Raw genomic sequence first — 26028 nt, 5'->3', positions numbered from 1 at the left:
TGGTCTATCTAGCAAGCTTAAGCCGTTAGGTGTAGGCGCAGCGAAAGCGAGTCTTAAATGGGCGACTTAGTTAGATGGATCAGACCCGAAACCAGATGATCTAGGCATGAGCAGGCTGAAGGTTAGGTAACACTAACTGGAGGGCCGAACCCACACCTGTTGAAAAAGGTCGGGATGACTTGTGCCTAGGGGTGAAAGGCCAATCAAATCTGGAGATAGCTGGTTCTCCGCGAAAGCTATTTAGGTAGCGCCTCGGACGAATGCCCACGGGGGTAGAGCACTGCATGGATGATGGGGGCCCACAGCCTTACTGAGTCTAAGCAAACTCCGAATACCGTGGAGCAATATCCGGGAGACACACGGCGGGTGCTAACGTCCGTCGTGGAGAGGGAAACAACCCTGACCAACAGCTAAGGCCCCCAATTCGTGGCTAAGTGGGAAAGCATGTGAGACTTCCAAAACAACCAGGAGGTTGGCTTAGAAGCAGCCATCCTTTAAAGATAGCGTAACAGCTCACTGGTCTAGTCAAGAGGTCTTGCGGCGAAGATGTAACGGGGCTCAAGCCACGAGCCGAAGCTTTGGGTGTGCATTTATGCACGCGGTAGCGGAGCGTTCCGTGATATAAGCTCTTGCCTCTTCTATCCCTCGGGATAGCGGAGGCGCGAGCTTTACTGTGAAGCCGGGCCGTAAGGCATCCGGTGGAGTGATCGGAAGCGAGAATGTTGACATGAGTAGCGACAAACAGGGTGAGAGACCCTGTCGCCGAAAGTCCAAGGGTTCCTGCTTAAAGCTAATCTGAGCAGGGTAAGCCGGCCCCTAAGGCGAGGCCGAAAGGCGTAGTCGATGGGAACCAGGTTAATATTCCTGGGCCAGGAGATGGTGACGGATCGCAGAGGTAGTTCTTCCTTATCGGATTGGAAGGGCTGCTGAGTGGTTCCTGGAAATAGCCCTCCATGAGACCGTACCCTAAACCGACACAGGTGGACTGGTAGAGAATACCAAGGCGCTTGAGAGAACCACATTTAAGGAACTCGGCAAAATACCTCCGTAAGTTCGCGAGAAGGAGGCCCCGTTGGCAGGCAACTGTTGGCGGGGGGCACAAACCAGGGGGTGGCGACTGTTTACTAAAAACACAGGGCTCTGCGAAGCCGTAAGGCGACGTATAGGGTCTGACGCCTGCCCGGTGCCGGAAGGTTAAAAGGAGAGGTGCAAGCCTTGAATTGAAGCCCCGGTAAACGGCGGCCGTAACTATAACGGTCCTAAGGTAGCGAAATTCCTTGTCGGGTAAGTTCCGACCTGCACGAATGGCGTAACGACTTCCCCGCTGTCTCAAATGTGGACTCAGCGAAATTGAATTGTCTGTGAAGATGCAGACTTCCCGCGGTTAGACGGAAAGACCCCATGCACCTTTACTATAGCTTCGCACTGGCATCAGGATTGCGATGTGCAGGATAGGTGGTAGGCATTGAAGCGGAGACGCCAGTTTCCGTGGAGCCATCCTTGAGATACCACCCTTCGCACTCTTGATGTCTAACCGCGGCCCGTTATCCGGGTCCGGGACCCTGCGTGGTGGGTAGTTTGACTGGGGCGGTCGCCTCCCAAAGAGTAACGGAGGCGCGCGAAGGTTGGCTCAGAGCGGTCGGAAATCGCTCGTCGAGTGCAATGGCAGAAGCCAGCCTGACTGCAAGACTGACAAGTCGAGCAGAGACGAAAGTCGGCCATAGTGATCCGGTGGTCCCGAGTGGAAGGGCCATCGCTCAACGGATAAAAGGTACGCTGGGGATAACAGGCTGATGATGCCCAAGAGTCCATATCGACGGCATCGTTTGGCACCTCGATGTCGGCTCATCTCATCCTGGGGCTGGAGCAGGTCCCAAGGGTATGGCTGTTCGCCATTTAAAGAGGTACGTGAGCTGGGTTTAGAACGTCGTGAGACAGTTCGGTCCCTATCTGCCGTGGGTGTAGGATACTTGAGAGGAGTTGCCCCTAGTACGAGAGGACCGGGGTGAACGTTCCACTGGTGGACCTGTTGTGGCGCCAGCCGCAGTGCAGGGTAGCTATGAACGGACAGGATAAACGCTGAAGGCATCTAAGCGTGAAGCCCCCCTCAAAACAAGGTATCCCTTGAGAGCCGTGGAAGACCACCACGTCGATAGGCCAGAGGTGTAAGCGCAGCAATGCGTTCAGCTGACTGGTACTAATGGCTCGATAGGCTTGATTTGATCCGGAAGAAGACAGACCAGACGCTTGCAGATGCAAGCAAATGTCTCGCTTCCAAAAGCATCCTTGGACAACCATTCCCTCGGGAAACGCCGATTATCGCTTCTTTTCTGGTCTGGTGGCTTTAGCACGAGCAAAACACCCGATCCCATCCCGAACTCGGCAGTTAAGTGCCGTCGCGCCAATGGTACTGCGTCAAAAGACGTGGGAGAGTAGGTCACCGCCAGACCTGAAAAGACGCGATGATATCTCTCAAAACGATGAAAAACGGCGCGGGGTAGAGCAGCCCGGTAGCTCGTCAGGCTCATAACCTGAAGGCCGCAGGTTCAAATCCTGCCCCCGCAACCAAGAAATGCAAGCAATATCAAGCGCTTAAGCCTCCCTTGGGAGGCTTTTTGCATTCGCGCTCCAGCCGCTCCGGAATCACACCGGAAGCAACCGGGAGCGAACAACAGCGAAAAATCGGCGGGATCACAAATCCGTGCGGGGCTGCGGCGGCCCGTCCGGTGCGCGGTCGAGACGCCCGAAATCTCGTCTTTCTGGCGGCAACGAGGCCGCCCGAGATGCTTGCAGCGGCGCAGGACGAGGGGGAGCTCGACTTGATCGACACTTCCGTGGCGGTGGCGACCGGGCAGTTCCTGTCCCTGCTGGTGGCTCGATCCACATGGAACTGCTCTATGGACTGCGCAACCCCTTGTCGGCTCGGGAGCGGTCGGCCCATCTCCGGGCTTCGGTTGCGCTCTTCCTTGACGGATATCGCCCGCGGCGGCAGCCTCGAGATCCCGGCGGGGATCGGTCAACGCCCCCAATCGCAGGAGGACAGCCTACATGCAGATCCTGAAATGGCTTTTGCTGGCAGTTCTGGTCGCAGGGGCGGCGATCCTGATCCTGCGGCTGGTCTTTCCGCTGCCGGATGTTTCTGCCCGCCCGCATGAGACCGCGTTGCCGCCGGATGCGCAGGGCCGGATCGGCCGCGCTTTCGCGGAGCAGATCGCGGCCCATCCCGGCCAGACCGGCGTGGTCGCGCTTGGCAACGGCCATGATGCGCTGGCCAGCCGCCTGACCCTGGCCGATCTGGCCGAGACCTCGATCGACGCGCAATATTACATCTGGCACGACGACACTTCGGGCCTGCTGCTTCTGGACGCGTTGCACCGGGCGGCACAGCGCGGCGTGCGGGTGCGGCTGCTTCTGGACGACAACGGCATCCCGGGGCTGGACCCTCCACAGCGATTGCTGCGCCAGCGACAGGGGCGCCGCCTGGGGCCCGGCCGCGTCGTCCCCGGCTGCGGGCATCGGTGCGGCCGGCGCGCTGCGGGTGGCGATCCCGGCCAGCGCGAGGGCGGTCGGATGGCGGAAGATGTCGGTGAAGCGCAGGGCGATGCCATGCTCGGCCTGCAGCCTGCCGATGATCCGGGTCGCGACCAGCGAATGCCCGCCATGGTCGAAGAAATCGTCCTCGGGCCCCATTCCGGGCGCGCCGAGCGCCTCGCGGAAGGCGGCTAGGATCAGGCCCGTCAGCGCGTCCGCCGGCTCGGCACCTGGCGCTTCTGGCGGTGCGGTCGGCTCGGGGCCGGGCTGGCCCGCGATCTGGCGCGCGCGGCGGCGGTCGGGCTTGCCGTTGGCCGACAGCGGCAGCGCCGGGATTGCAAGGATGCGGTCGGGAAGGTGCGATTGCGGCAGCCGTTCGCGCAGGAAGGCGCGCAGCGCGGCCGGTTCGGGCAGATCGCGGCCGGCGACCAGCGCGGCCAGCACCGTCTCGCCCCGCGCGTCGGGAATGTCCACGACCAGGGCCTGCGCGACGGCGGGATGGGCGGCCAGCTCGGCCTCGACATCGGCCAGCGAGATGCGCACGCCGCGCACCTTGACATAGCCGTTCACCCGGCTGTCGAACAGGATGGTGCCGTCGCCGCGCAGCCGCCCCAGGTCGCCGCTGCGAAAGGCGCGGATGCCCCCGACCTCGGTGAAGTCGGTCTGTTCCAGCGCGCCGTCGCGCAGATAGCCGAGCGCCAGGTTCACGCCCGTGGTGTGGATGCGGCCGGCCACGCCCTCGGGGCAGGGTTCGCCCTGCGGGTTCAGCAGCAGGTAGCGGTTGCCGGGCAGGGCGCGGCCATAGGGGATGATGCGGTCGTCCTCGGGGCCGATCCGGTGCCAGATGCTCCAGATCGTGGTCTCGGTCGGGCCGCCCAGCGACCACAGCGCCGCATCGGGCCGCAGCCGGCGCAGCCGGTCGATCACCGCCGGCTTGATGTAGTCGCCGCCCTGCGCCACCAGCCGCAGCGAGGTCAGCCCGTCATCCGGCGCACAGGCCAGCAGCATCTCGACGATGGCGGGGACCGAGCACCAGACGGTCACGCCGTGGTCGCGCACCAGACGGTTCCAGGCAAGGGCGTCCTTTTCCTCGGCCGGCGCGGGCATGACCAGTCGCGCGCCGGCGGCCAGGGTGCCGAACAGGTCGAAGACCGACATGTCGTGATGCAGCGGCGTGACCGAGATCACCGCGTCCTGGGCCCCGATCCCCCAGGCATCCAGCGTATGGCCGATGACATTCGCGGTGGCGCGGTTGTTCAGCACCACGCATTTCGGCCGCCCGGTGGTGCCCGAGGTGTAAAGGTAATAGGCCGCCGCTTCGGAACGGGACAGCGCGGCCAGTCCCTGCGGGATCGGGGCCGGGTCATGCGCTTCGAGGGTGCGGGGCGAGGCCAGCGGCCAGCCGGGCAGGTCGGTCCCGGCCACGACCAGCCGCGGCGCGGAATTGCGCAGCAGGTAGTCGCGCCGCTCGGGCGGCGCGGCGGCGTCGATGGGCACCCAGACCAGCCCCGAGAAGGCGCAGGCCAGCGTCAGCACCAGATGCTCGGGTCCGCGCGGCAGACAGATCGCGACCATGTCGCCCGGCGCGAGCCCGCGCGCGGCCAGCCCGGCCATCACGCGCCGCACCCGCAGGCCAAGCGCGCCGTAGCTGGTGCTGCGGGTGTCGCAGATCAGGGCCGTGCGGTCGGGATAGCCGTCGAACAGCTGCGCCGCGATGCGCTCCAGATGGCCGGGGCCGGCATGTTCCGCCCCGGCGGGGGCCGCGGGCGGCGGCGGCAGGAAATCGGCGCCGGCCAGGGTCAGCTCGTCCCGTTCGGCCAGCGCGGCGAAGGCGCGGGCGGCGGCGTCCAGCAACGCGCCGACGACCGCAGGCTCCAGCGCCTGCTCGACGTGATCGGCTTGCAGCAGCAGCGCACCCTCCGCATCCAGCGCCAGCCGCAGGTCCAGCGCGACCTGCGGGGTCTGCACCAGCCCGTCCACCAGCCGCAGCCCGGCATCGGCGGGCACCCGGTCCCAGCCCATGCCGTTGGTCAGCACCACCGGCAGCGCGATCCGACCGCCCATCTGCGACAGCAGCAGCCGGCTGAGGCCGATGCCCGACAGGCCGGGATGCGCCATTCCCTCCAACAGGTCCTCTTGCAGCCGGCGGGCATGATCCAGGAAGCTGCCCCGGTCGGCGCGATAATCGACGGCGACGAAGGACGAGCGGTTGGCCAGCGCCCCGCCCGGCGGCGGCGCCACCGGCACCGCGACACAGGGCGCCAGGTCCGGGGTCCAGCGCGCCAGCACCTCCAGCACCACGGCCATGGCGATGCTGTTGCGGGTCAGTTTCTGCGCCGCCGCCAGCCGGGCCAGGCGCGCCAGCTGATCGCGCGGGATGCGGCGGCTGTCGCGGCGCCAGCGCGGGCGGTCGATGCCGTCCAGCGGCTGCCGCCAGGGCAGGCAGGGCGGCCCCTCGACGCCGGCCAGACGCGCGCGCCACCAGGCGGCATCGGCGGCGCGGTCGGCCTGTTCGAGGGGCGGTGCGGGCAGGGCGCAGGCCGGGGGCAGTTCGGGCGCCAGCAATTCGGCGACGACCTGCGCGATCCCGGCGCCGTCCAGCGGCAGGGCGTCCATCTTGACCAGCAGCGCCTGGTCGCGGGGCTGCGGCATCTCGACCAGCACCAGCCGCCACAGCAGCCCGTCCAGCGGCAGCGGCGCGCGGGCGAACTCGTCCTGCAGGGCGGCCAGCCGTGCCTCGGCCTCATCGGCACCCATATCCGAAAGGTCGATCCGTTCCAGCGGCGGTTCGGCTTCGTCCAGCACGCGCAGCGCCGAATATTCAGGGTCGAGCCGGCAGCGCAGCGCCTCATGCCGCTCGATCAGCGCCTTGGCCCGGCGCGCCAGGGCTTCGGCATCCAGCGGGCCGCGATAGCAGCGATATTCCTGCATGGCGGTGCGGCCCAGCGGCAGCTCGGCCTCGCGGCCCAGCAGATAGGCCTTTTGCAGCTCGCCCAGCCGCCGCATCCGCATCGGCGCTGGCAACCAGTCCGACAGCGGCGCCGCCGCCAGATCGGGCGCATCGGCCAGCCGGCACAGCGCCGCGTGGCAGGCATCGAAACCGGCGCGCACCCAGTCCTCGGGCAACGCGTCCAGCCGCAGGTCCCAATTCAGCAGCACGCCCTCGGCCAGCGCGGCGACCTGCACGTCCAGCGCGACCTGCGGCGCCTGCGACACGCTCCAGACCAGCCGCCCGAACAGCCGGCCGACGCGCGGGCTGAGCAGCTGGCGCTGCGCCCCGTCCAGGTCGAGCCCGCTGGTAAAGACCACCGGCGCGGATTCCACGCCCTGGCCGCCGCGTGACATCTCGCGCAGCACGGCGACGCCGGGGCAGGCCTGATGCGACAGCGCCTCGGCGATCTCGCGCCCTGCCTCGCGCGCCAGTCCGGTCAGCGTGGCCTCGGGCCCGACCCGCAGGCCGAGCGGCAGGATATTGGTGAAATCCCCGACCAGCCGCGAGGCGCCGCGCATCACCGGGGCGCGGAAGAAGCCCGGCAGCGTCAGGCGAAAGGCCCGGTCGCCCGTCGCCCGCGCCAGCACGGCGGCAAAGACCGCCAGGTAAAGCGCGGTCTGCGTGACCCGCAATTCACGCGCAAGCCCCCGCAGCGCCGCGGCCCGCGCCGGCGGCAGCAGGGCCGAGATCCGGGTGCTTTCCGGCGCGCCGGCCTGGTCGCGCAGCGGCAGCGAGGGCGGCGACGGCAGGTCGCGTAGCCGCGCCCGCCACCATTCCCGGTCCGCCACCTCGGCCGGGTCGGGGGGCAGCCGGGCCAGGTAGTCGAAATAGCAGCTCTCGGGTTCCTCGGACGCAGCGATCCCGGCCGGATCCTCGTAAAGCCGGGCCAAGTCGTCCATGACCAGCCCGAAGCAGGACGGATCGGCCGCGATCATGTCCAGGTCGATATGCAGCCGCTGTTCGCCGCCGGGCAGCAGGCTCAGCCGGAACTCTGCCGCTTCGCCCGAGGCGATGTCCAGCCGCTGATGCGTCATCCGCCGCCGTGTCGCGGCCAGCCGTTCCTGTGCCTGGTCCGGCGCCAGTTCCCGCAGGTCGTCAAGCCGCAAGGCGTGGCGGTCGTCTAGCGGCTGGATCACCTGCTGGCCCGCGGCCGTGACCCGCAGCCGCAGCATCGGGTGCCGGCGGAACAGCCCGCGCACCGCGCGGTCCAGCCGCCGCGGCTCCAGCCCCGCCGGCTGGAACTCGGTATGCAGATGCGCGGATACGCCGCCGCCCGGCCCCTTCCAATCGCGCCCGGTCCAATAGGCTGCCTGCATGGCGGTCAGGTCCATGTTCATCCCCTTGCGTCTGGCGATAGTGGTTGATAAAAATACTCAACTAATGGCGATGTCAAGGAACGGCCTTGGCTGCGCAGGACAGGACAGGACGGGATCGGAATGAACGACATCGGATCTATCGAAACGCTTGACCGGGCATGGCTGGAAGCGCGCGTGTGGGCCCTTATTCCCGACGAGGCGGATATTGGTTCCGATGAAAACCTGCTATTCTTGGGGCTGGATTCGCTGTCGGTGCTGAAGCTGGTCGCCGAGCTGAAGCAGGCGGGCATCACGCTGAGCGCGCGGGAACTGCTTCACGAGCCCAGCATCGAGGGCTGGTGGCGCCTGATCCAGGCGCGGCGGCCCTAGATCATGACGTGCGATCTGGTTGACACGTTTGCTCGGACAGACGGTCCCCAAGGCCCGCGTGACCTACACGGCATCGAACTGGATGGAGTCCATGGCTGTGCCCACACCCTCGTCGACGAACGCCCCCGATATTGCAGGGCGGTCAACCGCCGGGTCCGCGGAATCGATCCGGCGACGGGTTCTGACCCGCCTGCCCCAAGGGCCGGGATAGCCCTCATCCGGCCCCTCTGCATGCCAAGGGAGCAGGGCGCATGAGAGCTGCCAGCCATGCCGCAAGGCCCGAGCGCGGGGATGACGACGACCGGGCCTGGGCCATCATGGAACCCGTGCGTCGCCAGATCCGCCTTGCGATGGGGTTGGGCGCGGTTTCGGGACTGGCGGTCCTTGCCACGATGATCTGCCTGGCGATGACGGTCCTGGCGCTGCGCGATCATCCGGGCCAGGTGCCGTGGGTCTGGATGCTGGGTGCTTTGGCGGGGACGGTCGCCAGCTATCTGGCCCGGCTGGGTGCGTTCAACCAGTCCCACTATGCTGCCTTCCGGCTGGAGCGTATCCTGCGAAGCCGTCTGGCCGAACGGATGGCCGAGGTTCCCCTGGGCTATATCCAGGCCCTGGGCGCCGGCGGGCTGACCAAGGTGATCCACGACGACGTCAAGGCCTTGCACGTCTTCGTCGCCGACAGCACGCCGCTTTATGCCCGCGCCTATGTCACGCCGCTGGCCACGGCGGCGATCCTGTTCTGGCTCGACTGGCGGTTGGCGCTGGCGGTGCTGGCGGTTCTGGGCCTGGGCATCCTGTCGATGCGCGGCGCGCAGAAGCGCCGGCGCAACATGGCGCGGCTGTACAACGAGGCGCGCGAGAAGGTCAGCGCAGCGGTGGTCGAGTTCGTGCAGGCGATGCCGGTGGTGCGCAATTTCGACACCGGCCATTCCAGCTTTGGCCGGTATCAGCAGGCGCTCGACGCCTATCTGGCGGTGCTGGCGCGGTGGTATCGTGACTCGGGCCGTTCGGTCCGCATGACCTGGGCGATCCTCAGCCCGCTTCCGACGCTGGCCGTCGTGCTGTGGCTGGGGCTCTGGCAGGTCCGGGAGGGCGAGCTGGACGCGGTGCGGTGGCTGGCAATTCTTCTGCTATGCACCGGAATGGCCGAATCGGTCATGCCGATGATGATGCTGCGCCACATGATCGACAAGGTGCGGCTGTCGATCGCGCGCATCCATGACGTGCTGGCCGCGCCGCTGTTGCCGGTCCCGGCGCAGGGCCACTCGCGCCGGCCGGCGGATTCCGGCGTGGTCTTCGACGATGTGAGCTTTCGCTATGGCCCCGACGAGACCGAGGCGCTGCGCCATGTCAGCTTCGTTGCCGTACCCGGCAGCGTGACGGCGCTGGTCGGGCCGTCCGGCGCGGGCAAAAGCACCGTTGCGCGGCTGATCCCGCGGTTCTGGGACGTGACCGGCGGCCGCATCCTGATCGGCGGGGTCGATATTCGCGACATGGGCGCCGACGACCTGATGCGGCAGGTGGCCTTCGTCTTTCAGGATACCTTCCTGTTTTCCGACAGCATCGCCGAGAATATCAGGCTCGGTTGTCCCGATGCGACCGATGAGGAGGTGATCGCCGCGGCCCGCGCCGCGCAGGCGCATGATTTCATCGCGGCGCTCCCCCAGGGTTACGACACGCCGGCCGGCGAGCGGGGCGCGCTGCTGTCGGGCGGCCAGCGGCAGCGCATCACCATCGCCCGTGCGATCCTGCAGAACCGGCCCGTCCTTGTCCTGGACGAAGCGACGGCCTTTGCAGATCCGGAAAACGAGGCCGCGCTGATCCGTGCGCTTGGCGAACTCACCCGTGGCAAGACGGTGATCACGGTCACCCACCGCCTGCAAAGCGTCGTCCATGCCGACCAGATCCTGGTCTTCGATGCGGGCCGGCTTGTCCAGGCGGGTCGCCACCACGACCTGCTGGCACAGCCGGGGCGCTATGCACGGCTTTGGGCCAGCCATGCCGAGGCGCAGGCCTGGACCCTGGGATACATGAGGAAGGGAGCCGCCGAATGACCGGGCGCACCATCCCGGCCGGCCGCCCCGGCCCAACCGCGATCCGCGAGACCTGGCGCCAGTTGCAGGACAGCGTGGGCGAGGACGCCCCGCGCTTGCGGGCTGCCATTCTTGGCCTCTTGCTTGCCGCAGCGTTGCAGGGGCTGGCGCTGGCTGCCATCGCGCCGGTCCTTGTCGCAGCCTTCGACGGCAGGGACTGGCCGGGCGCATTGCGCTGGCTGGGGATCTGCACGATCCTCATGGTCGCGGCGACCGCGGCAAGGTGGTGGGCGCAGGGCTTCGACTTCAACGGCCGCATGGCCGCGGCCACGCATCGTGTCCGGCTGCGGCTGGGCGAGCAGATGCGGCGCATGCCGCTGGAAATGCTGCACGGCCACCGCACCGGCGAGCTGAACTCGATGGTCATCAACAACGTCGATGAAAACCTTCTGACCACGCTGACCATTCTCAACCTGATCTTCATCTCGGTCGTCACGCCGCTGGTGACGGGGCTGGCGCTGCTGGTGCTGGACTGGCGCGCAGGGCTGCTGGTCCTGGTGGTGTTTCCCGCCATCCTGCCCCTGTATCGCTGGCGCCGGCCCGCGATCGGGCGTGGCAAGCGCATTCTGGGCGCCGCCCACCAGCAGGCGAATGCGGATGTGCTGGAATACACGCAGGGCCTGCCCGTGCTGCGCGCCGCGTTGCAGGCCGGAGCGCGCGCCGGCAGGCTTGAACGGACGTTCCGCAAGCTGGAGGAGATCCAGATCTACGGGCATCGCAAGGGAGAAAAGCCGAATCTCATCGTCTCGACCGTTGTCGAGCTCGGGCTGGTCCTGATGCTTGGGCTCGGCGTGGCCTTCGTGGTCGCGGGAGAGATGGATCTCGCGCTTCTCGCCGCGCTTCTGGTGATCGTGGTGCGGCTGTCCGAGCCGCTGGCGACCTTCATTCTCTATACCGCGATCCTGGAATTGATCGAGGCAGCCTTGGACCGGATCAAGGCGCTGCTTGCCATTTCACCCCTGGATCAGGCATTGCCCGCGCGAACGCCGGCACACTGCGGCATCAGATTCGAAGCTGCCAGCTTTGCCTATGCAGGGGCCGATGCCCCGGCCCTGCGCGATGTCGATCTGACGATCCCCGAGGGCAGCCTGACCGCATTCGTCGGCCCCTCGGGATCGGGCAAGACCACGCTGGCGCGACTGATCCTGCGCCATGCCGATCCCCAGAAGGGCCGCATCCTGATCGGCGGGGCGGATCTGCGCCAGATCCCCGAAAGCGCCCTGCGCGGGATGCTGTCCGTGGTGTTCCAGGACGTGCATCTGTTCAACGACACCGTCATGGCCAATATCCGCATGGCCCGCCCGGATGCGACCGAGGCCGAGGTCCGCGAGGCTGCCCGTGCCGCGCAATGCCTCGATTTCATCGAGCGGCTTCCGCTTGGCTGGAATACGCCCCTGGGCGAGATCGGCAGCCGCCTGTCAGGAGGGGAGCGTCAGCGCATCTCGATCGCGCGCGCGCTTTTGAAGGACGCGCCGATCCTGATCCTGGACGAGCCGACTGCGGCACTGGATACCGAAAGCGAACGTGCCGTTCAGCGCGCCATCGATGCCGTCGTGCGCGACCGCACGGTCATCGTGATCGCCCATCGGCTGTCGACCATCGCCGGCGCGGATCAGATCGCTGTCGTGGATGACGGGCGCGTCGTCCAACTCGGCACGCATTCCGCGCTGCTGGCGCGGCCGGGCCGCTACCGCGCGATGTGGGAGGCGCAGCAGGCGGCGAAGATCTGGTCGGGTCGGGCGTGATCCGGACAGGAACACCCGCTGATAACGCAATGATGCGTTGGCAGTAGCTGGATGTCGCTGCGTCAGGACGGCAATGGCGATTGCCGGGGGGAACTTTATCGTGCCGACACTACAGCCTCTGCCTGCGCTGATTACTGCTCCGGCGCCGGTTTGCGGGCGATCATCGCCGGGCGACCGATGCACGGGAACAGGCTGGCCTAAGGCAAGGGGATAGCGGTTGTCGGTGCCTCCAGGCGGTATCCTGTCGGCCGCGTTGTTCGCGGGCATCGCCTGCGGAAGGATCATCGCCCGGCCACATCCTAGGCAGGGGTGCATTGCGCCATTGCCGGCGAAGGGCCCATGCCGATGCAAGAGACATGGGCGTTCCCTTGCGCCCGCTCAGCGGTAGCCGATATTCATGACATAATCATGCAGCAGGTTTTCCTCCTCCCGCACTTCCTGCAGCAGCGTCTGAAGAACATCGCGCGCATTCAGCACGCCGAGCGGGTGGCGGTTTGCATCGACGATCGGAATGTTCTTGAAGCCGCGGGCCTTCATGATGTCCCAGACATCCTGCAGCCAACCGTCCGGGGTCACGGTGGTGACGTCGCGCGTCATCGCCTCGATGACAGGTGCGGTGCAGCTGGCGCCGGTACAGCGACCTGTCTGGCGCACCACGTCGGTCTTGGTCAGGACGCCTGCCAGTCGGCCGGCAGCATCGCAGACCAGCAGCATGTCGCAGCCTTCGCCAAGCCGCCTTGCCGCCTGCAGAAGCGCCGCGTTCACATCGATCGATTGCAGGTGCCGGCGCGCGGTGGGCAGAAATTTCTGGATAAGCACGTGAACTCCTTCCTATGCCATCGGCGCGATGCGCAGCACCGATGCGATGCCGAACACGACACCTGCAAAGCAGGCCAGCTGGATCGCCGCCGCGGCGACGAACCGCGCGCCAGAATGAATGTAGTCCTCGGCCAGAACCTGGAGCCCCAGCGCCGCATGATGAAAGCCGGCCATCAACAGCAGGATCATGAGCCCGGAATTGAGCGGCGCCGCCAACCAGGCCACCAGCTTCGCGTGATCCGCGGCCGCGCCGCCGGCCAACGCCAGGGCGAACCACCGGACCAGCGGCACCAGACCCGCGGCAGAGACCCGCTGTGCCCACCAACGACCCGTGCCATGCCCCGCTGCTCCAAGGCCGCGTGCCCGTGCGAATGGCGGGATATGGCGGATCGTCATGCCAGCCCCCATGTCCACAACGCCAGCGTCAGGATCAGGCTTGTCCCCACCACCGTCCATCCGCCGGCATAGATCGCGCGCAATTCGAAGCCCCGGCCACTGTCCCAGACCAGATGCCGGACGCCGTTGCAAAGGTGGTAAAACAGCGCCAGCGTTACAAGAAAAAGCGCAATACGGCCAGGCACGGACAGCAGCAGCGCCTGCGCGCTTCCGAACGCATCCTGGCCCGAGGCGCCGGCCATCAGCCAGGCTGCGAGGCCGAGGGCGCCGAGGCTCTGCGCCACGCCCGAAAGCCGGTGCCCGAACGACAGGACGGAGGTCAGCTGTGGCCGGTAGTTCTGCATGTTGGGTGATTTTGGACGGCGGTGAGACATGGCGCTTCCTTCGTGTCAGCCTTGCCGCTCGATCATTTTCTTCTTGATCTCGGCGATGGCGCGGCCGGGGTTCAGCCAAGGCTCGATCATTTCGTATTGGGCGAGCAGATGGGTCTGGTCGGGCACCAGTTCCTTGATCGCTGGCAGGTTGGCCAGCAGAAAGATCGTCGCAGGTTTGGCCCGATCGGCTATCGCCCAGGTGCAAGCGGTCCAGTTCGTGGCATCGATCGTCATGGCGCATGACCCGCATACGCCCTCGCGGCACGAACGCCGGAAAGTCAGCGTCGGGTCGATCCTGTTCTTTATCCAGATCAGCGCGTCGAGCGGTATCGGCCCGCAATCGTCCAGATCGTCGCGGAACGTATCCCGCCGCAGGCCGGCCATGCCGTCGGGATCGAGGCGATGGATGCGCAGCGTTGCGATCCGCGCAGCACCCCCGGCGCGGGCCAGGAAAGCGCCGCGGCCGCTTCAGGCGCGGCACCTCGTGCGGGCGAGCGACGATCATGGCGCCTTTCCTAGCAACAGGGATGTCCGGCGCGGCGCGTCGATGCTGATCGCGATGGGGTCGCTGGCAGGGAAGGTTCCCTGCAACGCCAGGTCGAGAAGCGTCTCGATATGGGCCGCCTGTCCCGGATCACGCCCGCTTCCAGGCGCCCCGTGATCCGCGCCGGCCTCCGGCCTCCGGCTTCCGGGGCCGGATGATCCGGCGAAATCCACCGCGCCGCAGGTCAGGATCCTGCCGCTTTCGTCCGCGGTGATCCGAATGCGGCGGCTGGACGAGAAGAAGATCAGCCGCACCGTGCCGGCATCCTTGCCCGCGCCGCGCTCGAACCGGCTGGTGATCGTGCCGTCGCGCATGCCCTGCCGCAAATCATCGGCGCTGATCCCGAATGCCCTGGCCAGGACGGCCGCGTCGATCCGGGCGCCGTCTTGCTGCAATTCGATCCCAGGCATCGCCGCCTCTCTTTCCCGGCCTCACTCGGCCGCCACCACGCGCCCTCCCGGACCCGCTCCGGGCCAGGCGCAATCCTCGAGCGTCGTACGGTCCAACTCGGCCATGAACGCCTCGCGCGCGGCGGAAAGCTGCGGCCGCAGGCGGCAGCGCGGCCTCAGGACGCATTCGCCGCCATCGGCGCGGAAACATTCCACGATGGCGAACTTGCGCTCCAGATGGCGCACCACCTGTCCCAGCGTGATCTCGTGCGCCGGGCGCATCAGCCGCAGCCCGCCGGACCTGCCGCGCTCGGACCGCACGAAGCCGCCAAGCCCCAGGTCGCTGACCACCTTGGCCAGGTGATGCTGCGAGATGGCGAACTCCCTGGCGATCTGCCCGGTCGAGATCGGCTTTTCCGGCGCCCCCGCCAGCCGCATCAGCACCCGCAATCCGTAGTCGGTAAAGGTCGCAAGACGCATCGGCTCTCCTAATTGGTATTGACAATACCGATTATGTGGGAGGATATTCGGTATTGCAAGTACCGAATATAAGGGCTTCGCGCATCCTCCTGACCCGCGGCGCCCGACTCACCATCAGACACCCCCCGCTCATGGAGACCGCCATGCCCCAGACCACATTCCCATTGCACGACCGGACGGTCGGCGAGATCGCCGCGCGGCTTCCCGGCGCGTCCGGCGTGTTCCGCCGCTTCGGCATCGATTTCTGCTGCCACGGAGAGGTGCCGCTGGCAGAGGCAGCCAATCGGCGCCAGCTGGACCTTGGCGCGCTCGAGGCGGTCCTGGGCGACCTCGATCCCCTGGCGATCCCCGATGCGCCACGGGAGACCGGGGCGCTGATCGACCATATCCAGACCCGCTATCACCAGGCGCATCGCCGGCAGATCCCCGAACTGATCGCGCTTTCGCGCAAGGTCGAGGCGGTCCATGCCGGCCACCCGGAGGTGCCCGGCGGCCTGGCCGACCTGCTGCAGCGGATATGGGGCGAGTTGGAGGTGCATATGAAGAAGGAAGAGTTGATCCTTTTCCCGGCCATGCGCCGGCAGGCGGCGGACCGGATTGCCGTCCCCATCGCCGAGATGCGGCATGATCACGACGATCACGGCGCCTTCCTGGCAGAGCTGGCGCGGCTGACGCAGGACCATACCGTGCCCGAGGGCGCCTGCCGGACCTGGCAGGCGCTTTACGCCGGGACCGCGCAGCTGCGGGCCGACCTGATGGAGCATATCCATCTGGAAAACAACGTGCTGTTCCCGCGCTTTGAAAAGGGCGCATGAGCCTGCTGCTGGAAGCCGGGCCGCTATTCATGCAATCCCGCGACGCTTGCCGCCGGCCCCGCATCCAATGCCCCGAAGCCCGCCCCATGTGATCCAATCGAGGAGGAGGTTCCATGTTCCGATCCAGTTGCATCCTTGCCGCCTCGCTGGCGCTGCTGCCGCCTGCCAGCCTTGCCCAGACCGGCCAGTCTGCCACGGGCGCAGCGGTGGCAGAGACGTGGCTGCCGACCCTGCAGGTCGATACGCCGCAGCAGGGCTTCGATCTGGCCATCGTCATGGCGCGGCGGGCGGTCAGGACGACCCAGCCCGATGTCGCGATGCTGAAGGCGCAGCGGTCACGCTATGCCGAGGATGCGGCCAGCCTGATCGACGTCTCGGCCGTGGCGGCGGCCTGGTTCGCGACCATCGCCGCGGCCAACGACTATTGGCGCGAATGAACCTGAAGGGAGGACGACCATGGCCGACATCTCCATGCCCAAGGCCAGCGCCGCGCTTGGCGCGAAACGTCACGCGCTGGCGCCAGCCATCGACGATGCCTTTCTGGCGCTGTCGAAGGTGGTCTTCGCCGACGGTGCGCTGGACAAGCGCACCAAGCAGCTGATCGCGGTCGCCGTGGCCCATGTCACGCAATGCCCCTGGTGCATCGAGGGCCATGTCAAGGGCGCCCGCCGCGAGGGTGCCACCAACGAGCAGATCATGGAGGCGATCTGGGTCGCGGCCGAGATGCGCGCCGGGGCCGCCTATGCCCATGCCAACAAGGCGCTTGCGGTTCTGGATGAGATCGATGGCGCGTGAAGCCTGCCCATGCCCTGCTGCCGCCCCTTGGGGAACATGGCTACGGGTCGAGGCCTGTATGAAGGGCGCGGCGGCAGCCCGGCGGATCACCGCGAGGCTCGATTCCACCCTTGGCCTTGCCGATAGCCGCAGGGCCGGCCAGGTCGGCTTGCCGCCGCGCCCGACCATCCGCGTATCCGCAGACCGGAGCCAGCACAGATAAAGGACAGGACCATGTCAGCCCAGATCAGCGACAGCATCGAAGAGAAGCGGGGCTTCTTCACCCGCTGGTTCATGTCGACGAACCACAAGGATATCGGTGTCCTCTACCTGTTCACGGCGGGTCTGGCCGGGCTGATCTCGGTCACACTCACCGTCTACATGCGCATGGAATTGCAGCATCCGGGTGTGCAATACATGTGTCTGGAAGGCATGCGGCTGGTCGCCGACGCTGCGGCGGAATGCACGCCGAACGGCCATCTGTGGAATGTCGTCGTGACCTATCACGGCATCCTGATGATGTTCTTTGTCGTGATCCCGGCGCTGTTCGGCGGTTTCGGCAACTATTTCATGCCGCTGCATATTGGTGCCCCGGACATGGCTTTCCCGCGGCTGAACAACCTGTCATATTGGCTCTATGTCTGCGGGGTCTCGCTTGCCATCGCCTCGCTGCTGTCGCCGGGCGGCTCGGATCAGCCGGGGGCAGGGGTGGGCTGGGTTCTGTATCCGCCGCTCTCCACGACCGAGGCCGGCTATGCGATGGACCTGGCGATCTTTGCCGTCCACGTCTCGGGCGCAAGCTCGATCCTGGGCGCAATCAACATCATCACCACCTTCCTGAACATGCGCGCCCCGGGCATGACGCTGTTCAAGGTGCCGCTGTTTGCCTGGGCGGTCTTCATCACCGCCTGGATGATCCTGCTGTCGCTGCCGGTGCTGGCCGGGGGTATCACCATGCTGCTGATGGACCGCAACTTCGGCACGCAGTTCTTCGATCCGGCCGGCGGCGGCGATCCGGTGCTGTATCAGCACATCCTGTGGTTCTTCGGCCATCCCGAGGTCTACATGCTGATCCTGCCCGGTTTCGGCATCATCAGTCACGTCATCTCGACCTTCGCCAGGAAGCCGATCTTCGGTTATCTGCCGATGGTTCTGGCCATGGCCGCCATCGCCTTTCTCGGCTTCATCGTCTGGGCGCATCACATGTACACGGCCGGCATGTCGCTGACCCAGCAGACCTATTTCCAGATGGCGACCATGACCATCGCGGTGCCCACCGGCATCAAGGTCTTCTCGTGGATCGCGACCATGTGGGGCGGCTCGATCGAGTTCAAGACGCCGATGCTCTGGGCCTTCGGCTTCCTGTTCCTGTTCACCGTCGGCGGCGTGACCGGGGTCGTCATCGCCCAGGCGCCCTTGGACCGCGTTTATCACGACACCTACTATATCGTGGCGCATTTCCACTATGTGATGAGCCTTGGCGCCGTCTTCGCGATCTTTGCAGGCACCTATTACTGGATCGGCAAGATGTCGGGCCGGCAATACCCGGAATGGGCGGGCCAGCTGCATTTCTGGATGATGTTCATCGGCTCGAACCTGATCTTCTTCCCGCAGCACTTCCTGGGCCGCCAGGGCATGCCGCGCCGCTATATCGACTACCCGGTCGAGTTCTCGTACTGGAACAACATCTCGTCGATCGGCGCCTATATCTCCTTCGCCTCCTTCCTGTTCTTCATCGGCATCGTGTTCTACACGCTCTTCGCCGGCAAGCGCGTGAACGTGCCGAACTACTGGAACGAGCATGCGGACACGCTGGAATGGACCCTGCCCTCGCCGCCGCCCGAGCATACCTTCGAGACCCTGCCCAAGCCTGAGGACTGGGATCGCGCACAGGCGCATCGGTAGGCAAGGCAGACCTTCGGAAACGACCGATCGTATCCAACGGCCCCCGACTCGAGCGGATGTCGGAACAGCCGATGCTGACGCATATCAGCCAAAGGCATCATACCGTGCGAGGCGGATAGGCACCAAAAGCAGCGTTGCAAGCGGTGCCGCAGAGGAGGGGTAGGAGATAGGGCCGGACGATTCCCAAGTGGTGTCGGCGCGCCAAGGTAGCGGGTGCTGGAGCACCGGCACGGAAGAGAATGTCCATGGGAGCGGCAGTATCTGATACGCCCCACAACTCCCGGAATAACAACTTGGCAATCACGTCACGCGGCATCTTGACGCGATTCGATATGTTTACACAAGCATATCGTGATGATACCTCACGATCGTCGGTGGCGTGGAACCACGCGATCCAGATATCACGGGGGGACCAGGGTGCCATGCGTCGCGCAGTTTCGAATGGTGGGATAGCGATTTCTTTTTTCTGCCTGGCCACAGCAGGTCATGCGCAGACGCTGCCCAGACAGGACGCCATCGTTCTTGACCAGGTCGTCATCCAGGGGGGCGACGACAGCGGCAAGAGCGGGGTGCGCGCGAAAACCGCGACGATTGGTCCGCTTGGCCGGCGCGAGATCAAGGACACGCCCTATTCGGTCAGCGTCATCGACAAGACGCTGATTGAAAACCAGCAGGCGACAACCTTGCCCGATCTGTTGAAATACATACCCTCGACGCAGATGGAGGCGCGCGGCGGCGGCGATGTCGGGCGTCCGCAATCGCGCGGCATGCAGGGCACGCCGGTTTTCAACAATCGCCTCGATGGTATGAACATCGTCGCCACCACTGCGCAGCCCATCGAGATGTATGAAAGGGTCGAGGTCGTCCACGGCCTCGCCGGCGCCTATTTCGGCCCGGCAAGCCCCGGCGGACTTTTCAACTTCACCCGCAAACGGCCCACGCAAGATCCCTATAATCGCATCAACACCGGCTTTACCGGCAAGGGGACCTGGCTGGCGCATGGCGATTTCGGCGGCCATGCGGCAGACGGCATGCTCGGCTATCGCATCAACGTGCTGAGCGAAGAGGGAGACGGCTATGTGAAGGGCAGCGATCTGGATCGCTCGCTGATCAGCGGCGCCTTCGACATCAACCTGACCGACCAGACGACAATAGAACTGAACGCCAGCCGCTACCGTTTCGACAAGTTCGGCTTTCCCGGCAGCTTCAGCTACGACAACAGCGTGACCCTGCCCGATGCGCCGGATCCGACCAAGGTCGGCTACGGTCAGAAATTCGCCGGCTACGGGCTGGAGGACACGCTGGTCGGCGGCCTCGTCAAGCATCGGTTCAACGAGGATTGGTCCTTGACCGCCGGGATGCAGCATCAAAGGGTCAGCCGCTGGTTCGTATCTGTCTCGAACGCGCTTCTGGACGACGACGGCAATTATAGCAACAGCATCGATGGCGGGGTCAGCGGCCAGTTCCGGGTCACCAGCAATATCGCCGTGCTCAACGGCACGCTGTTCACCGGCGGGGTCAAACACGACGTCCATCTGGGCACGACCGGCGTGAACTGGGAAAACTACAGCCCCCGCAGTGGCAATCCGAGCGTGCAAGGCTATCTTGGCGATGCCAGCATCGACAATCCGGTCCAATGGGACGCCCCGACGGGTCTGGTGCGCAACGGGCCGCGCTACAGATCCTTCAGCAACATGTCGCAAAGCCTGGTGTTGGGTGACAGCATCACCTTCAACGGGCAGTGGTCGGCCATCCTGTCGGGCAGCTACACTTGGTTCGACGTCAAGAACTATGACGAAACCGGCACGGTCACGCAGAAATACAGCGAGCGGGGTTTAAGCCCCAGCGTGGCGCTGAGCTACAAGCCCGCCGAAAACATCACCACCTATGTCGCCTATGTCGACACGCTGCAAAGCGGCGGTACCGCGCCGACCACGGCCGCGAACGCCGGACAGGTGCTCGCGCCCGAGCGCAGCAAGCAGGTCGAGGCTGGGGTCAAGGCCGACCTAGGCGGCCTGGATGCTTCGGTGGCGGTGTTCCGTATCGAGCGACCCTTTGCTTTCACCGGCGAGGACAATGTCTATCGCATCCAGGGCGACCAGGTGAACAAGGGGATCGAACTGGAACTGCGCGGCCAACTGCTGGAAAACCTCAATATCCATGGCGGCGTCACCCTGCTTGATCCCAAGCTGAGGAATACCGGCAACCCGCTGACCAGCGATACCGATGTGGTGGGCGCGCCCAAGGTGCAGGCCAACCTGTTCATGGAATATTTCTTCAAGAGCCTGCCCGAGCTTTCGGCCAGCGCCAATCTGCACTTCACAGGCAAGCGTGCGGGCAACAACATCAACAGCTTCAAGGTCGACAGCTATGCCACCCTGGATCTTGGGCTGCGCTACGAACGCCAGATGACCAAGGATACCACCGCGGTCTTCAACCTCGCGATCAACAACGTCTTCGATGAGCATTACTGGGCATCGATCTTTCCCGGCAGCATCGATGGCGCGACGCGGGGCGCGAACAGCGCCTTTCTGGGTGCGCCCCGCGAGGTCAGGCTCTCGGCCAGCTTCAAGTTCTGAAGGATCGGCCCATGGGTAATCTGATCGATTGGGACCTTCTGGACCGTCTGCTGACGCCCCCGGTCTTCGCCCAGTCGCCGATGTGGGATGCTTTCGCGGATCGCTACAACGGCTATGTCGCGATGCAGTCCGAATATACCGGATTGCAGATCGACATGATGAATATCGGGGTAGACGAAACCGTGCTGGATGTAGGCGCCGGGCCGGGCAGGATCGCCATTCCGGCCGCCGCCCGCGCCCGGTCGGTGACCGCGCTCGATGTCTCCCGGCCGATGCTGGATCATCTGGAACGCAACGCAAGGCAGGCGGGGCGCGACAATATCCGCAGGCTCGACCTTGCATGGCAAGACGTCGAGCCGGACGGTAATGTCGAGGTGCATGACATCGTGGTCGCCGCGCGTTCGCCCGCGATGAACGACCTGCGCAAGATCGATGCGCTGGCGCGCAAACGTGCCTATGTGACGCTGTTTTCGGGGCCCAGTCTCAAATGCTTTCACGACAGCTTGGTGGCGGGAATCGAGCCCGCCCCGCCGTCAGCGGCGGCCAAGCCTACGCCGATGCCGGGATATGCGCTGGTCTTCAACCGCCTTGTGGCGATGGGGCTTGAGGTGAACGTCGGTTTTGTTCCCGACGGCTTTTCCCAAGTCTTCCCGGACTGGGATGCGGTTCTGGACGGGTTTTCCTGGCTGGGCATCGGCAAAACCGACGAGCCGCGATTCCGCGACAACATCGCCCCCTATCTGAGCCAGACCCAAGACGGGCTGGCGCTGCGCATGGAAACGCGAACCTGCATCCTGTGGTGGGACAAGGTCCATCCGGCGGGTTTCGGGACGTGATCGGGTGACGGCACGTTCCCCTACGCTGACGTTTCTGGCGCTTCTGCTAGCGGTGAGCGTCATATTCGCCTTCGGGATCGGGCGCTATCCGATCGGCACCCGCGACCTGTTCGATTTCGTTCTGGCCGCGACCGGGCTGGGCCGGATGGAGCAGGACCGCTACGACCTGTTGAGCAACCTGATCCTCGACATCCGTGCGCCGCGCATCGCCGCAGCGGTGCTGGTCGGCGCGTCCCTGGCCACGGCGGGGGCTGCGTTTCAGGCGGTGTTTCGCAACCCTCTGGTTTCGCCCGGCCTGCTGGGAGTGCTGGCCGGTGCCGGTTTCGGTGCGTCCGTGGGCATCCTGATTTCGGGAAACTGGGTCGTCGTGCAACTGCTGGCCTTTGCCTGCGCCATTCTGGCCGTGCTGTTCGCGCTCGGGATTGCGAACCTGTTCGGCAATGCCTCGCTTGTGATGCTGATCCTCGGCGGGATCATCAGCGGCGCGCTTTTCTCGGCGCTGCTGACGCTGGTCAAATATGCTGCCGATCCGGGCGATCAACTGCCCGCGATCACCTATTGGCTGATGGGCAATCTCGGCACCGCACGTATCGAACAATTGCGATGGGCCGCCTTGCCGGTGTTCGCGGGTATCCTGATCGTCTGGATGCTGGGCCGCGCGCTGGACGCAATGTCGATGGGCGACGATGAGGCCCATACGCTTGGCGTTCCGGTGGCGCTGATCCGCTATGCCGTCATTGCCGTTGCGACGATGGTCTCGGCGATCTCGGTGTCGATGGTGGGCATCATCGGCTGGATCGGCCTGATCATCCCGCATATCGCGCGGCTGATGATCGGTCCGATGAACATGCGCCTGATCCCCGCTTCGGCCCTGCTGGGAGCGTCCTTTCTGGTCGGTGCGGACATCCTGGCGCGGTCGCTTTCGGGTATCGAGATCCCCATCGGCATTGTCACCGAGATCGTCGGCATCCCGATCTTCGTCCTCGTCCTGTCGCGCGTCCGCCGGGGCTGGACATGAGCAGGGTCGTCATCTCTACGCAGGGTCTGGGTTTCGACCGCGACCGGCGCGTCGTCCTGTCGGACGTCGAACTCGCTATCCGCGCGGCCGAGATCGTCGCCATATTGGGCGCGAACGGAGCGGGGAAATCGACGCTGCTGCGGCTTATGCTGAAGCTGCTGCGGCCGGCGCGCGGCAGCGTCTCTCTGTATGGCATGCCGCTTGCCGCGATGCGCCGCCGCGACATCGCCGCTGCCGTCGCCTATGTGCCCCAGCATCATACGCCGCCCTTTCCCTATACGGTGGCGCAGGTCGCGGGGCTGGGCAGGCTGGTGACCTCGGGCCTGCTGAAACTTCCCGGCGCGCGGGACGAGAAGCGGGTCCAGGCGGTTCTGGAACGGCTCGGGATCGCGCATCTGGCACAGCGCGACTACACCGGCATCTCGGGCGGCGAGCGCCAGCTTGTCCTGATCGCGCGGGCGCTGGTCCAGGGCGCCCGCATCCTGCTGATGGACGAGCCGGACGTGGGCCTCGATTACGGCAACCAGCGCCGCTTGCTCGACCTGATGCGCGCGCTCGCGGCCGAGGGCCATACGATCGTCTTTACCACCCACCATCCCGATCACACGCTCTATGCCGCCGACCGCGCGGTGCTGATCGACGGCGGGAAAATCCTCGCGGATGGCGGGCCTGCCTCGGTCCTCACGCCGCAGGTCATCCACGCGGTCTATGGGGTCCGGGTCGCCCGGGTCGGTCACGGTCCCCACATTATTTTTGTCCCGGCATGAGGAGAGGATGATGTTCCGGATCCGGCATCTGGCCACGTGCATCGCCTGTGCAGTTGCCCTTCTGTCCCAACCCGCATCGGCCGAGATCATGCGCGAGGTGGTCTATTACGGCGACCGATCCGTCAGCCTGCCGCCCGAGATCGATCGGATCGCCACGAATTGGGAGGCGCAGAACTCGATCCTGACCATGCTCGGCTATGGCGACCGCATCGTCGCGACCACGCGCATCGCGCGCTCGATGCCGCTGATGCAAAAGTTCGTGCCCTCGATCAAGGCTGCGGCGCTGACCACGCTCGGCGACGGCACCGTCAATGTCGAGGAGCTGATGGTGCTGAAGCCGGACATCCTGTTTTCCTCGCGTGCGTTACCCGACGCTGTTTCCAGGCAGCTTCGGGGGGCGGGCATCGCCGTGGCGTCCTTTCGCAGCAATTCCATCGACGCGCTGGTCGAGCGCGTGTTGATCACCGGCGAAATGCTTGGGCCGGATGCGCTTGAAGTCGCCAGGAGGTACCAAGGCTATTTCGACGACAACCGCCGCCGCGTCGCCGAGCGGCTGGAAGGCATCCCGCCCGATCGGCGCGTGAGGGTCTACCTGGCCTCGGGCGCGCCGCTTTCGACCTCGGGACGACCGTCGCTGAACCAGGACTGGATGGATCTGGGCGGGGCGATCAATATCGCGGAAAGCTGGTTCGGAGACATGCCCTATGCCTCGGGCATTGCCTCGCTTGAGAATATCATCGCCGGAAACCCTGATGTCATCATCTCGATGAATGCCGAGGACGCCGAGGAAATCCGCACCAACCCGCAATGGCGCAACGTCAAGGCGGTGCGCGAGGGCCGGGTCTACGCCAATCCGCGCGGGCTGTTCTGGTGGTGCCGGGAAACCTCGGAAGGGGCGCTTCAATTTCTTTGGCTGGCCAGCACGCTTTATCCCGACGCTCTTGCCGATATCGACATGCGCGAGGAAACCCGGCGTTTCTATCGCAAATTCTATCGCATCGAACTGACCGACAACGAGATCGCCGAGTTCCTGAAGCCGACATACTGACGCAGCAGTCCGGGATGATCATAGAGACAGCAGCGATGAATTCGCGGACCTTTGAACCAAGCTTCTTTCGAAGTGGATGCCTTGGTCGGTGGCGCAATCTTTCCGCCCACCCGTGCGCGAGAGTTTCGTCGCATCGGGCAATATGCCGCAATATGCCCTTTGCCTTCCCTTCGTTATGCTTGAATGAATATAACGATTCGGTGGGATGCGAGGAGGAGACGGGCGTGGTGGTTCGTGCGTCTCATCGGGACCCAAGCTGGGGTCTTGGAAAAGAACGGCTTCAGGCGCTCCATCTGCGCATCGGTCAGCCAGAAAAGATTGCTCATCGATCAGGTCTCCTTGCGGAGCCTGAATCACGCCAAACACCTGAAATCAATGGGTCTGGAGCCTAAGAAGGCGCCCACGAAACATGGGGCTATTCAAAGCGTAGCCACACTCCAGAACGCAGCTGGAAAGACCTGCCTTCACAACCTAATTTCCGGCACCTCCCCTGCGATCAGCAGGTACGCGCCGGTCGCGGCCTCGATCTCGCCAGCTGAAACGCCGGGCGCGCGTTCGCGTAGCGCGAGGTCCTCCGGGGTCGGCTCCATCACCACAAGCTCGGTCACGATCAGCGTCACGGAACGTTACGAGGTCAAACCATACGATACAAATTCGCGTGGATCGGGCGGCGGCATTGACTGTATCCGCCGCCTGATCCTTGTGGCAGTTCAGGCGCGCTCCGGCAGCTTCAGCCCAAGCCAGTCCTGATAAAAGGTATCGATGTCAGGCTCGAAGTCATGGATTACCGGATACCAGGGTGTGGGTGCCTCGACATCCAGCAGATCTCCCGACAACGGGCAGTAATATTCACGGATCACCTGCCAGCTTGTCGTAGGAGCCATCAGCCGGGGGTACAGCTCTTCCATCTCTTGCTGGGTTTCGCGCACCCGCATCACGGCATGCAGTTTCCAGTTTTCCTTCCAGTCGCAGAATTCATGCCCGGCAATGCTTTTGACCACCCATTTATTGTCCGACTTGCGCTGGACAATGAACAGTTTGGGGCCAAGCGGCAGGATGATCCGGTCGTCCCAAGCAACGCTTTCCTGCAGGATTTCCAGATAGATCTGGAAGCGCTCCTTGTCCTTGGGAGTGGAAAGCATGGTGTGCAGCGTGTCGCGATCGATTGTGCCGTCCACCAGATCCTTGATCTTCGATTTCGTGTAAGCCATTTTTTCCTCCTGATCAAAGAAAAGGCC

General features: G+C 65.1%; 21 protein-coding genes, 1 tRNA gene and 2 rRNA genes (1 of these 24 running past the window's edge). 15 read left to right on the top strand and 9 right to left on the bottom strand.

Features of this window, described 5'->3' with window-relative positions; all coding sequences use genetic code 11:
- From JWJ88_RS20185 to JWJ88_RS20175, 3 genes are all read left to right on the top strand, one after another.
- Positions 1-2222 (top strand): 23S ribosomal RNA (locus JWJ88_RS20185) (it extends 608 nt beyond the left edge of the window).
- A 112-nt stretch (positions 2223-2334) separates the two neighbouring features.
- Positions 2335-2449 (top strand): 5S ribosomal RNA (gene rrf / locus JWJ88_RS20180).
- 42 nt (positions 2450-2491) lie between these two features.
- A tRNA-Met gene (locus JWJ88_RS20175) sits at positions 2492-2568 on the top strand.
- 327 nt (positions 2569-2895) lie between these two features.
- On the opposite strand, the gene JWJ88_RS20170 is transcribed toward JWJ88_RS20175, so the two are convergent.
- Positions 2896-7854, bottom strand: a complete 4959-nt coding sequence (locus JWJ88_RS20170; protein ID WP_205296184.1) for a non-ribosomal peptide synthetase — start codon at positions 7852-7854, stop codon at positions 2896-2898.
- A 105-nt stretch (positions 7855-7959) separates the two neighbouring features.
- On the opposite strand from JWJ88_RS20170, the gene JWJ88_RS20165 reads away from it, so the two are divergent.
- The 3 genes from JWJ88_RS20165 (at position 7960) to JWJ88_RS20155 (ending at position 12046) form a co-directional block, all read left to right on the top strand.
- Positions 7960-8208, top strand: a complete 249-nt coding sequence (locus tag JWJ88_RS20165) for a phosphopantetheine-binding protein (protein ID WP_011749286.1) — start codon at positions 7960-7962, stop codon at positions 8206-8208.
- A gap of 251 nt (positions 8209-8459) precedes the next feature.
- Positions 8460-10262, top strand: coding sequence for an ABC transporter ATP-binding protein (locus JWJ88_RS20160; RefSeq protein WP_205296183.1), 1803 nt, complete (start codon positions 8460-8462; stop codon positions 10260-10262).
- The gene (locus JWJ88_RS20155) at positions 10259-12046 is read left to right on the top strand and encodes an ABC transporter ATP-binding protein (protein WP_024845260.1); all 1788 of its coding nucleotides are present in this window, start codon (positions 10259-10261) and stop codon (positions 12044-12046) included. The genes JWJ88_RS20160 and JWJ88_RS20155 overlap by 4 nt, the downstream gene beginning before the upstream one ends.
- 378 nt (positions 12047-12424) lie before the next feature.
- Here JWJ88_RS20155 and JWJ88_RS20150 read toward each other — a convergent pair whose 3' ends face one another.
- The 6 genes from JWJ88_RS20150 to JWJ88_RS20125 form a co-directional block, all read right to left on the bottom strand.
- Complete coding sequence (locus tag JWJ88_RS20150) at positions 12425-12865, bottom strand: CBS domain-containing protein (RefSeq protein ID WP_011749289.1); 441 nt, start codon at positions 12863-12865, stop codon at positions 12425-12427.
- Positions 12866-12877: 12 nt separating this feature from the next.
- Positions 12878-13261: a succinate dehydrogenase, hydrophobic membrane anchor protein gene (gene sdhD / locus JWJ88_RS20145; RefSeq protein ID WP_205296182.1), complete on the bottom strand. Its 384-nt coding sequence runs from the start codon at positions 13259-13261 to the stop codon at positions 12878-12880.
- Positions 13258-13635: a succinate dehydrogenase, cytochrome b556 subunit gene (gene sdhC, locus JWJ88_RS20140; protein ID WP_011749291.1), complete on the bottom strand. Its 378-nt coding sequence runs from the start codon at positions 13633-13635 to the stop codon at positions 13258-13260. Before sdhC ends, sdhD begins: the two co-directional genes overlap by 4 nt.
- A 15-nt stretch (positions 13636-13650) precedes the next feature.
- A complete protein-coding gene (locus JWJ88_RS20135; RefSeq protein WP_011749292.1) occupies positions 13651-14019 on the bottom strand; it encodes a 2Fe-2S iron-sulfur cluster-binding protein in 369 nt (122 codons plus the stop codon).
- Positions 14020-14136: 117 nt separating this feature from the next.
- Positions 14137-14589 (bottom strand): DUF6522 family protein, encoded by a 453-nt coding sequence (locus JWJ88_RS20130; protein WP_011749293.1) that lies wholly within the window; start codon positions 14587-14589, stop codon positions 14137-14139.
- A 21-nt stretch (positions 14590-14610) separates the two neighbouring features.
- Entirely contained in the window at positions 14611-15048 is a 438-nt protein-coding gene (locus JWJ88_RS20125; RefSeq protein ID WP_011749294.1) for an RrF2 family transcriptional regulator, read from the bottom strand.
- A 143-nt stretch (positions 15049-15191) separates the two neighbouring features.
- Between JWJ88_RS20125 and ric the strand changes: the two genes are divergently transcribed.
- From ric to JWJ88_RS20080, 9 genes are all read left to right on the top strand, one after another.
- Positions 15192-15863: an iron-sulfur cluster repair di-iron protein gene (gene ric / locus JWJ88_RS20120; protein WP_011749295.1), complete on the top strand. Its 672-nt coding sequence runs from the start codon at positions 15192-15194 to the stop codon at positions 15861-15863.
- A gap of 113 nt (positions 15864-15976) precedes the next feature.
- The gene (locus tag JWJ88_RS20115; RefSeq protein WP_011749296.1) at positions 15977-16300 is read left to right on the top strand and encodes a hexameric tyrosine-coordinated heme protein; all 324 of its coding nucleotides are present in this window, start codon (positions 15977-15979) and stop codon (positions 16298-16300) included.
- Positions 16301-16319: 19 nt separating this feature from the next.
- Positions 16320-16658, top strand: a complete 339-nt coding sequence (locus JWJ88_RS20110) for a carboxymuconolactone decarboxylase family protein (RefSeq protein WP_011749297.1) — start codon at positions 16320-16322, stop codon at positions 16656-16658.
- A gap of 213 nt (positions 16659-16871) precedes the next feature.
- Positions 16872-18542, top strand: coding sequence for a cytochrome c oxidase subunit I (locus tag JWJ88_RS20105; protein ID WP_205296181.1), 1671 nt, complete (start codon positions 16872-16874; stop codon positions 18540-18542).
- A 422-nt stretch (positions 18543-18964) separates the two neighbouring features.
- Entirely contained in the window at positions 18965-21121 is a 2157-nt protein-coding gene (locus JWJ88_RS20100) for a TonB-dependent siderophore receptor (RefSeq protein WP_205296180.1), read from the top strand.
- A gap of 11 nt (positions 21122-21132) precedes the next feature.
- The gene (locus JWJ88_RS20095; protein ID WP_011749300.1) at positions 21133-21957 is read left to right on the top strand and encodes a class I SAM-dependent methyltransferase; all 825 of its coding nucleotides are present in this window, start codon (positions 21133-21135) and stop codon (positions 21955-21957) included.
- A gap of 4 nt (positions 21958-21961) precedes the next feature.
- Positions 21962-22975 (top strand): FecCD family ABC transporter permease, encoded by a 1014-nt coding sequence (locus tag JWJ88_RS20090; RefSeq protein ID WP_011749301.1) that lies wholly within the window; start codon positions 21962-21964, stop codon positions 22973-22975.
- Positions 22972-23742, top strand: coding sequence for an ABC transporter ATP-binding protein (locus JWJ88_RS20085; protein ID WP_205296179.1), 771 nt, complete (start codon positions 22972-22974; stop codon positions 23740-23742). Before JWJ88_RS20090 ends, JWJ88_RS20085 begins: the two co-directional genes overlap by 4 nt.
- Positions 23743-23752: 10 nt before the next feature.
- On the top strand, positions 23753-24790 hold the full coding sequence (locus JWJ88_RS20080) for an ABC transporter substrate-binding protein (RefSeq protein ID WP_011749303.1): 1038 nt from the start codon (positions 23753-23755) through the stop codon (positions 24788-24790).
- Between the two features lie 464 nt (positions 24791-25254).
- On the opposite strand, the gene JWJ88_RS20075 is transcribed toward JWJ88_RS20080, so the two are convergent.
- Positions 25255-25410 carry a hypothetical protein gene (locus tag JWJ88_RS20075; RefSeq protein ID WP_205296178.1) on the bottom strand — a complete coding sequence of 52 codons (156 nt, stop codon included), beginning with the start codon at positions 25408-25410 and terminating at the stop codon, positions 25255-25257.
- A gap of 90 nt (positions 25411-25500) precedes the next feature.
- Positions 25501-26001, bottom strand: a complete 501-nt coding sequence (locus JWJ88_RS20070) for an acetone carboxylase subunit gamma (RefSeq protein ID WP_205296177.1) — start codon at positions 25999-26001, stop codon at positions 25501-25503.
- Positions 26002-26028 lie beyond the last annotated feature (27 nt).

The organism is Paracoccus methylovorus (assembly GCF_016919705.1).
GTDB classification, from domain to species: domain Bacteria; phylum Pseudomonadota; class Alphaproteobacteria; order Rhodobacterales; family Rhodobacteraceae; genus Paracoccus; species Paracoccus methylovorus.
The sequence above is the reverse complement of the archived record's forward strand: the minus strand, read 5'-3'. Positions and strand labels throughout refer to the sequence as shown.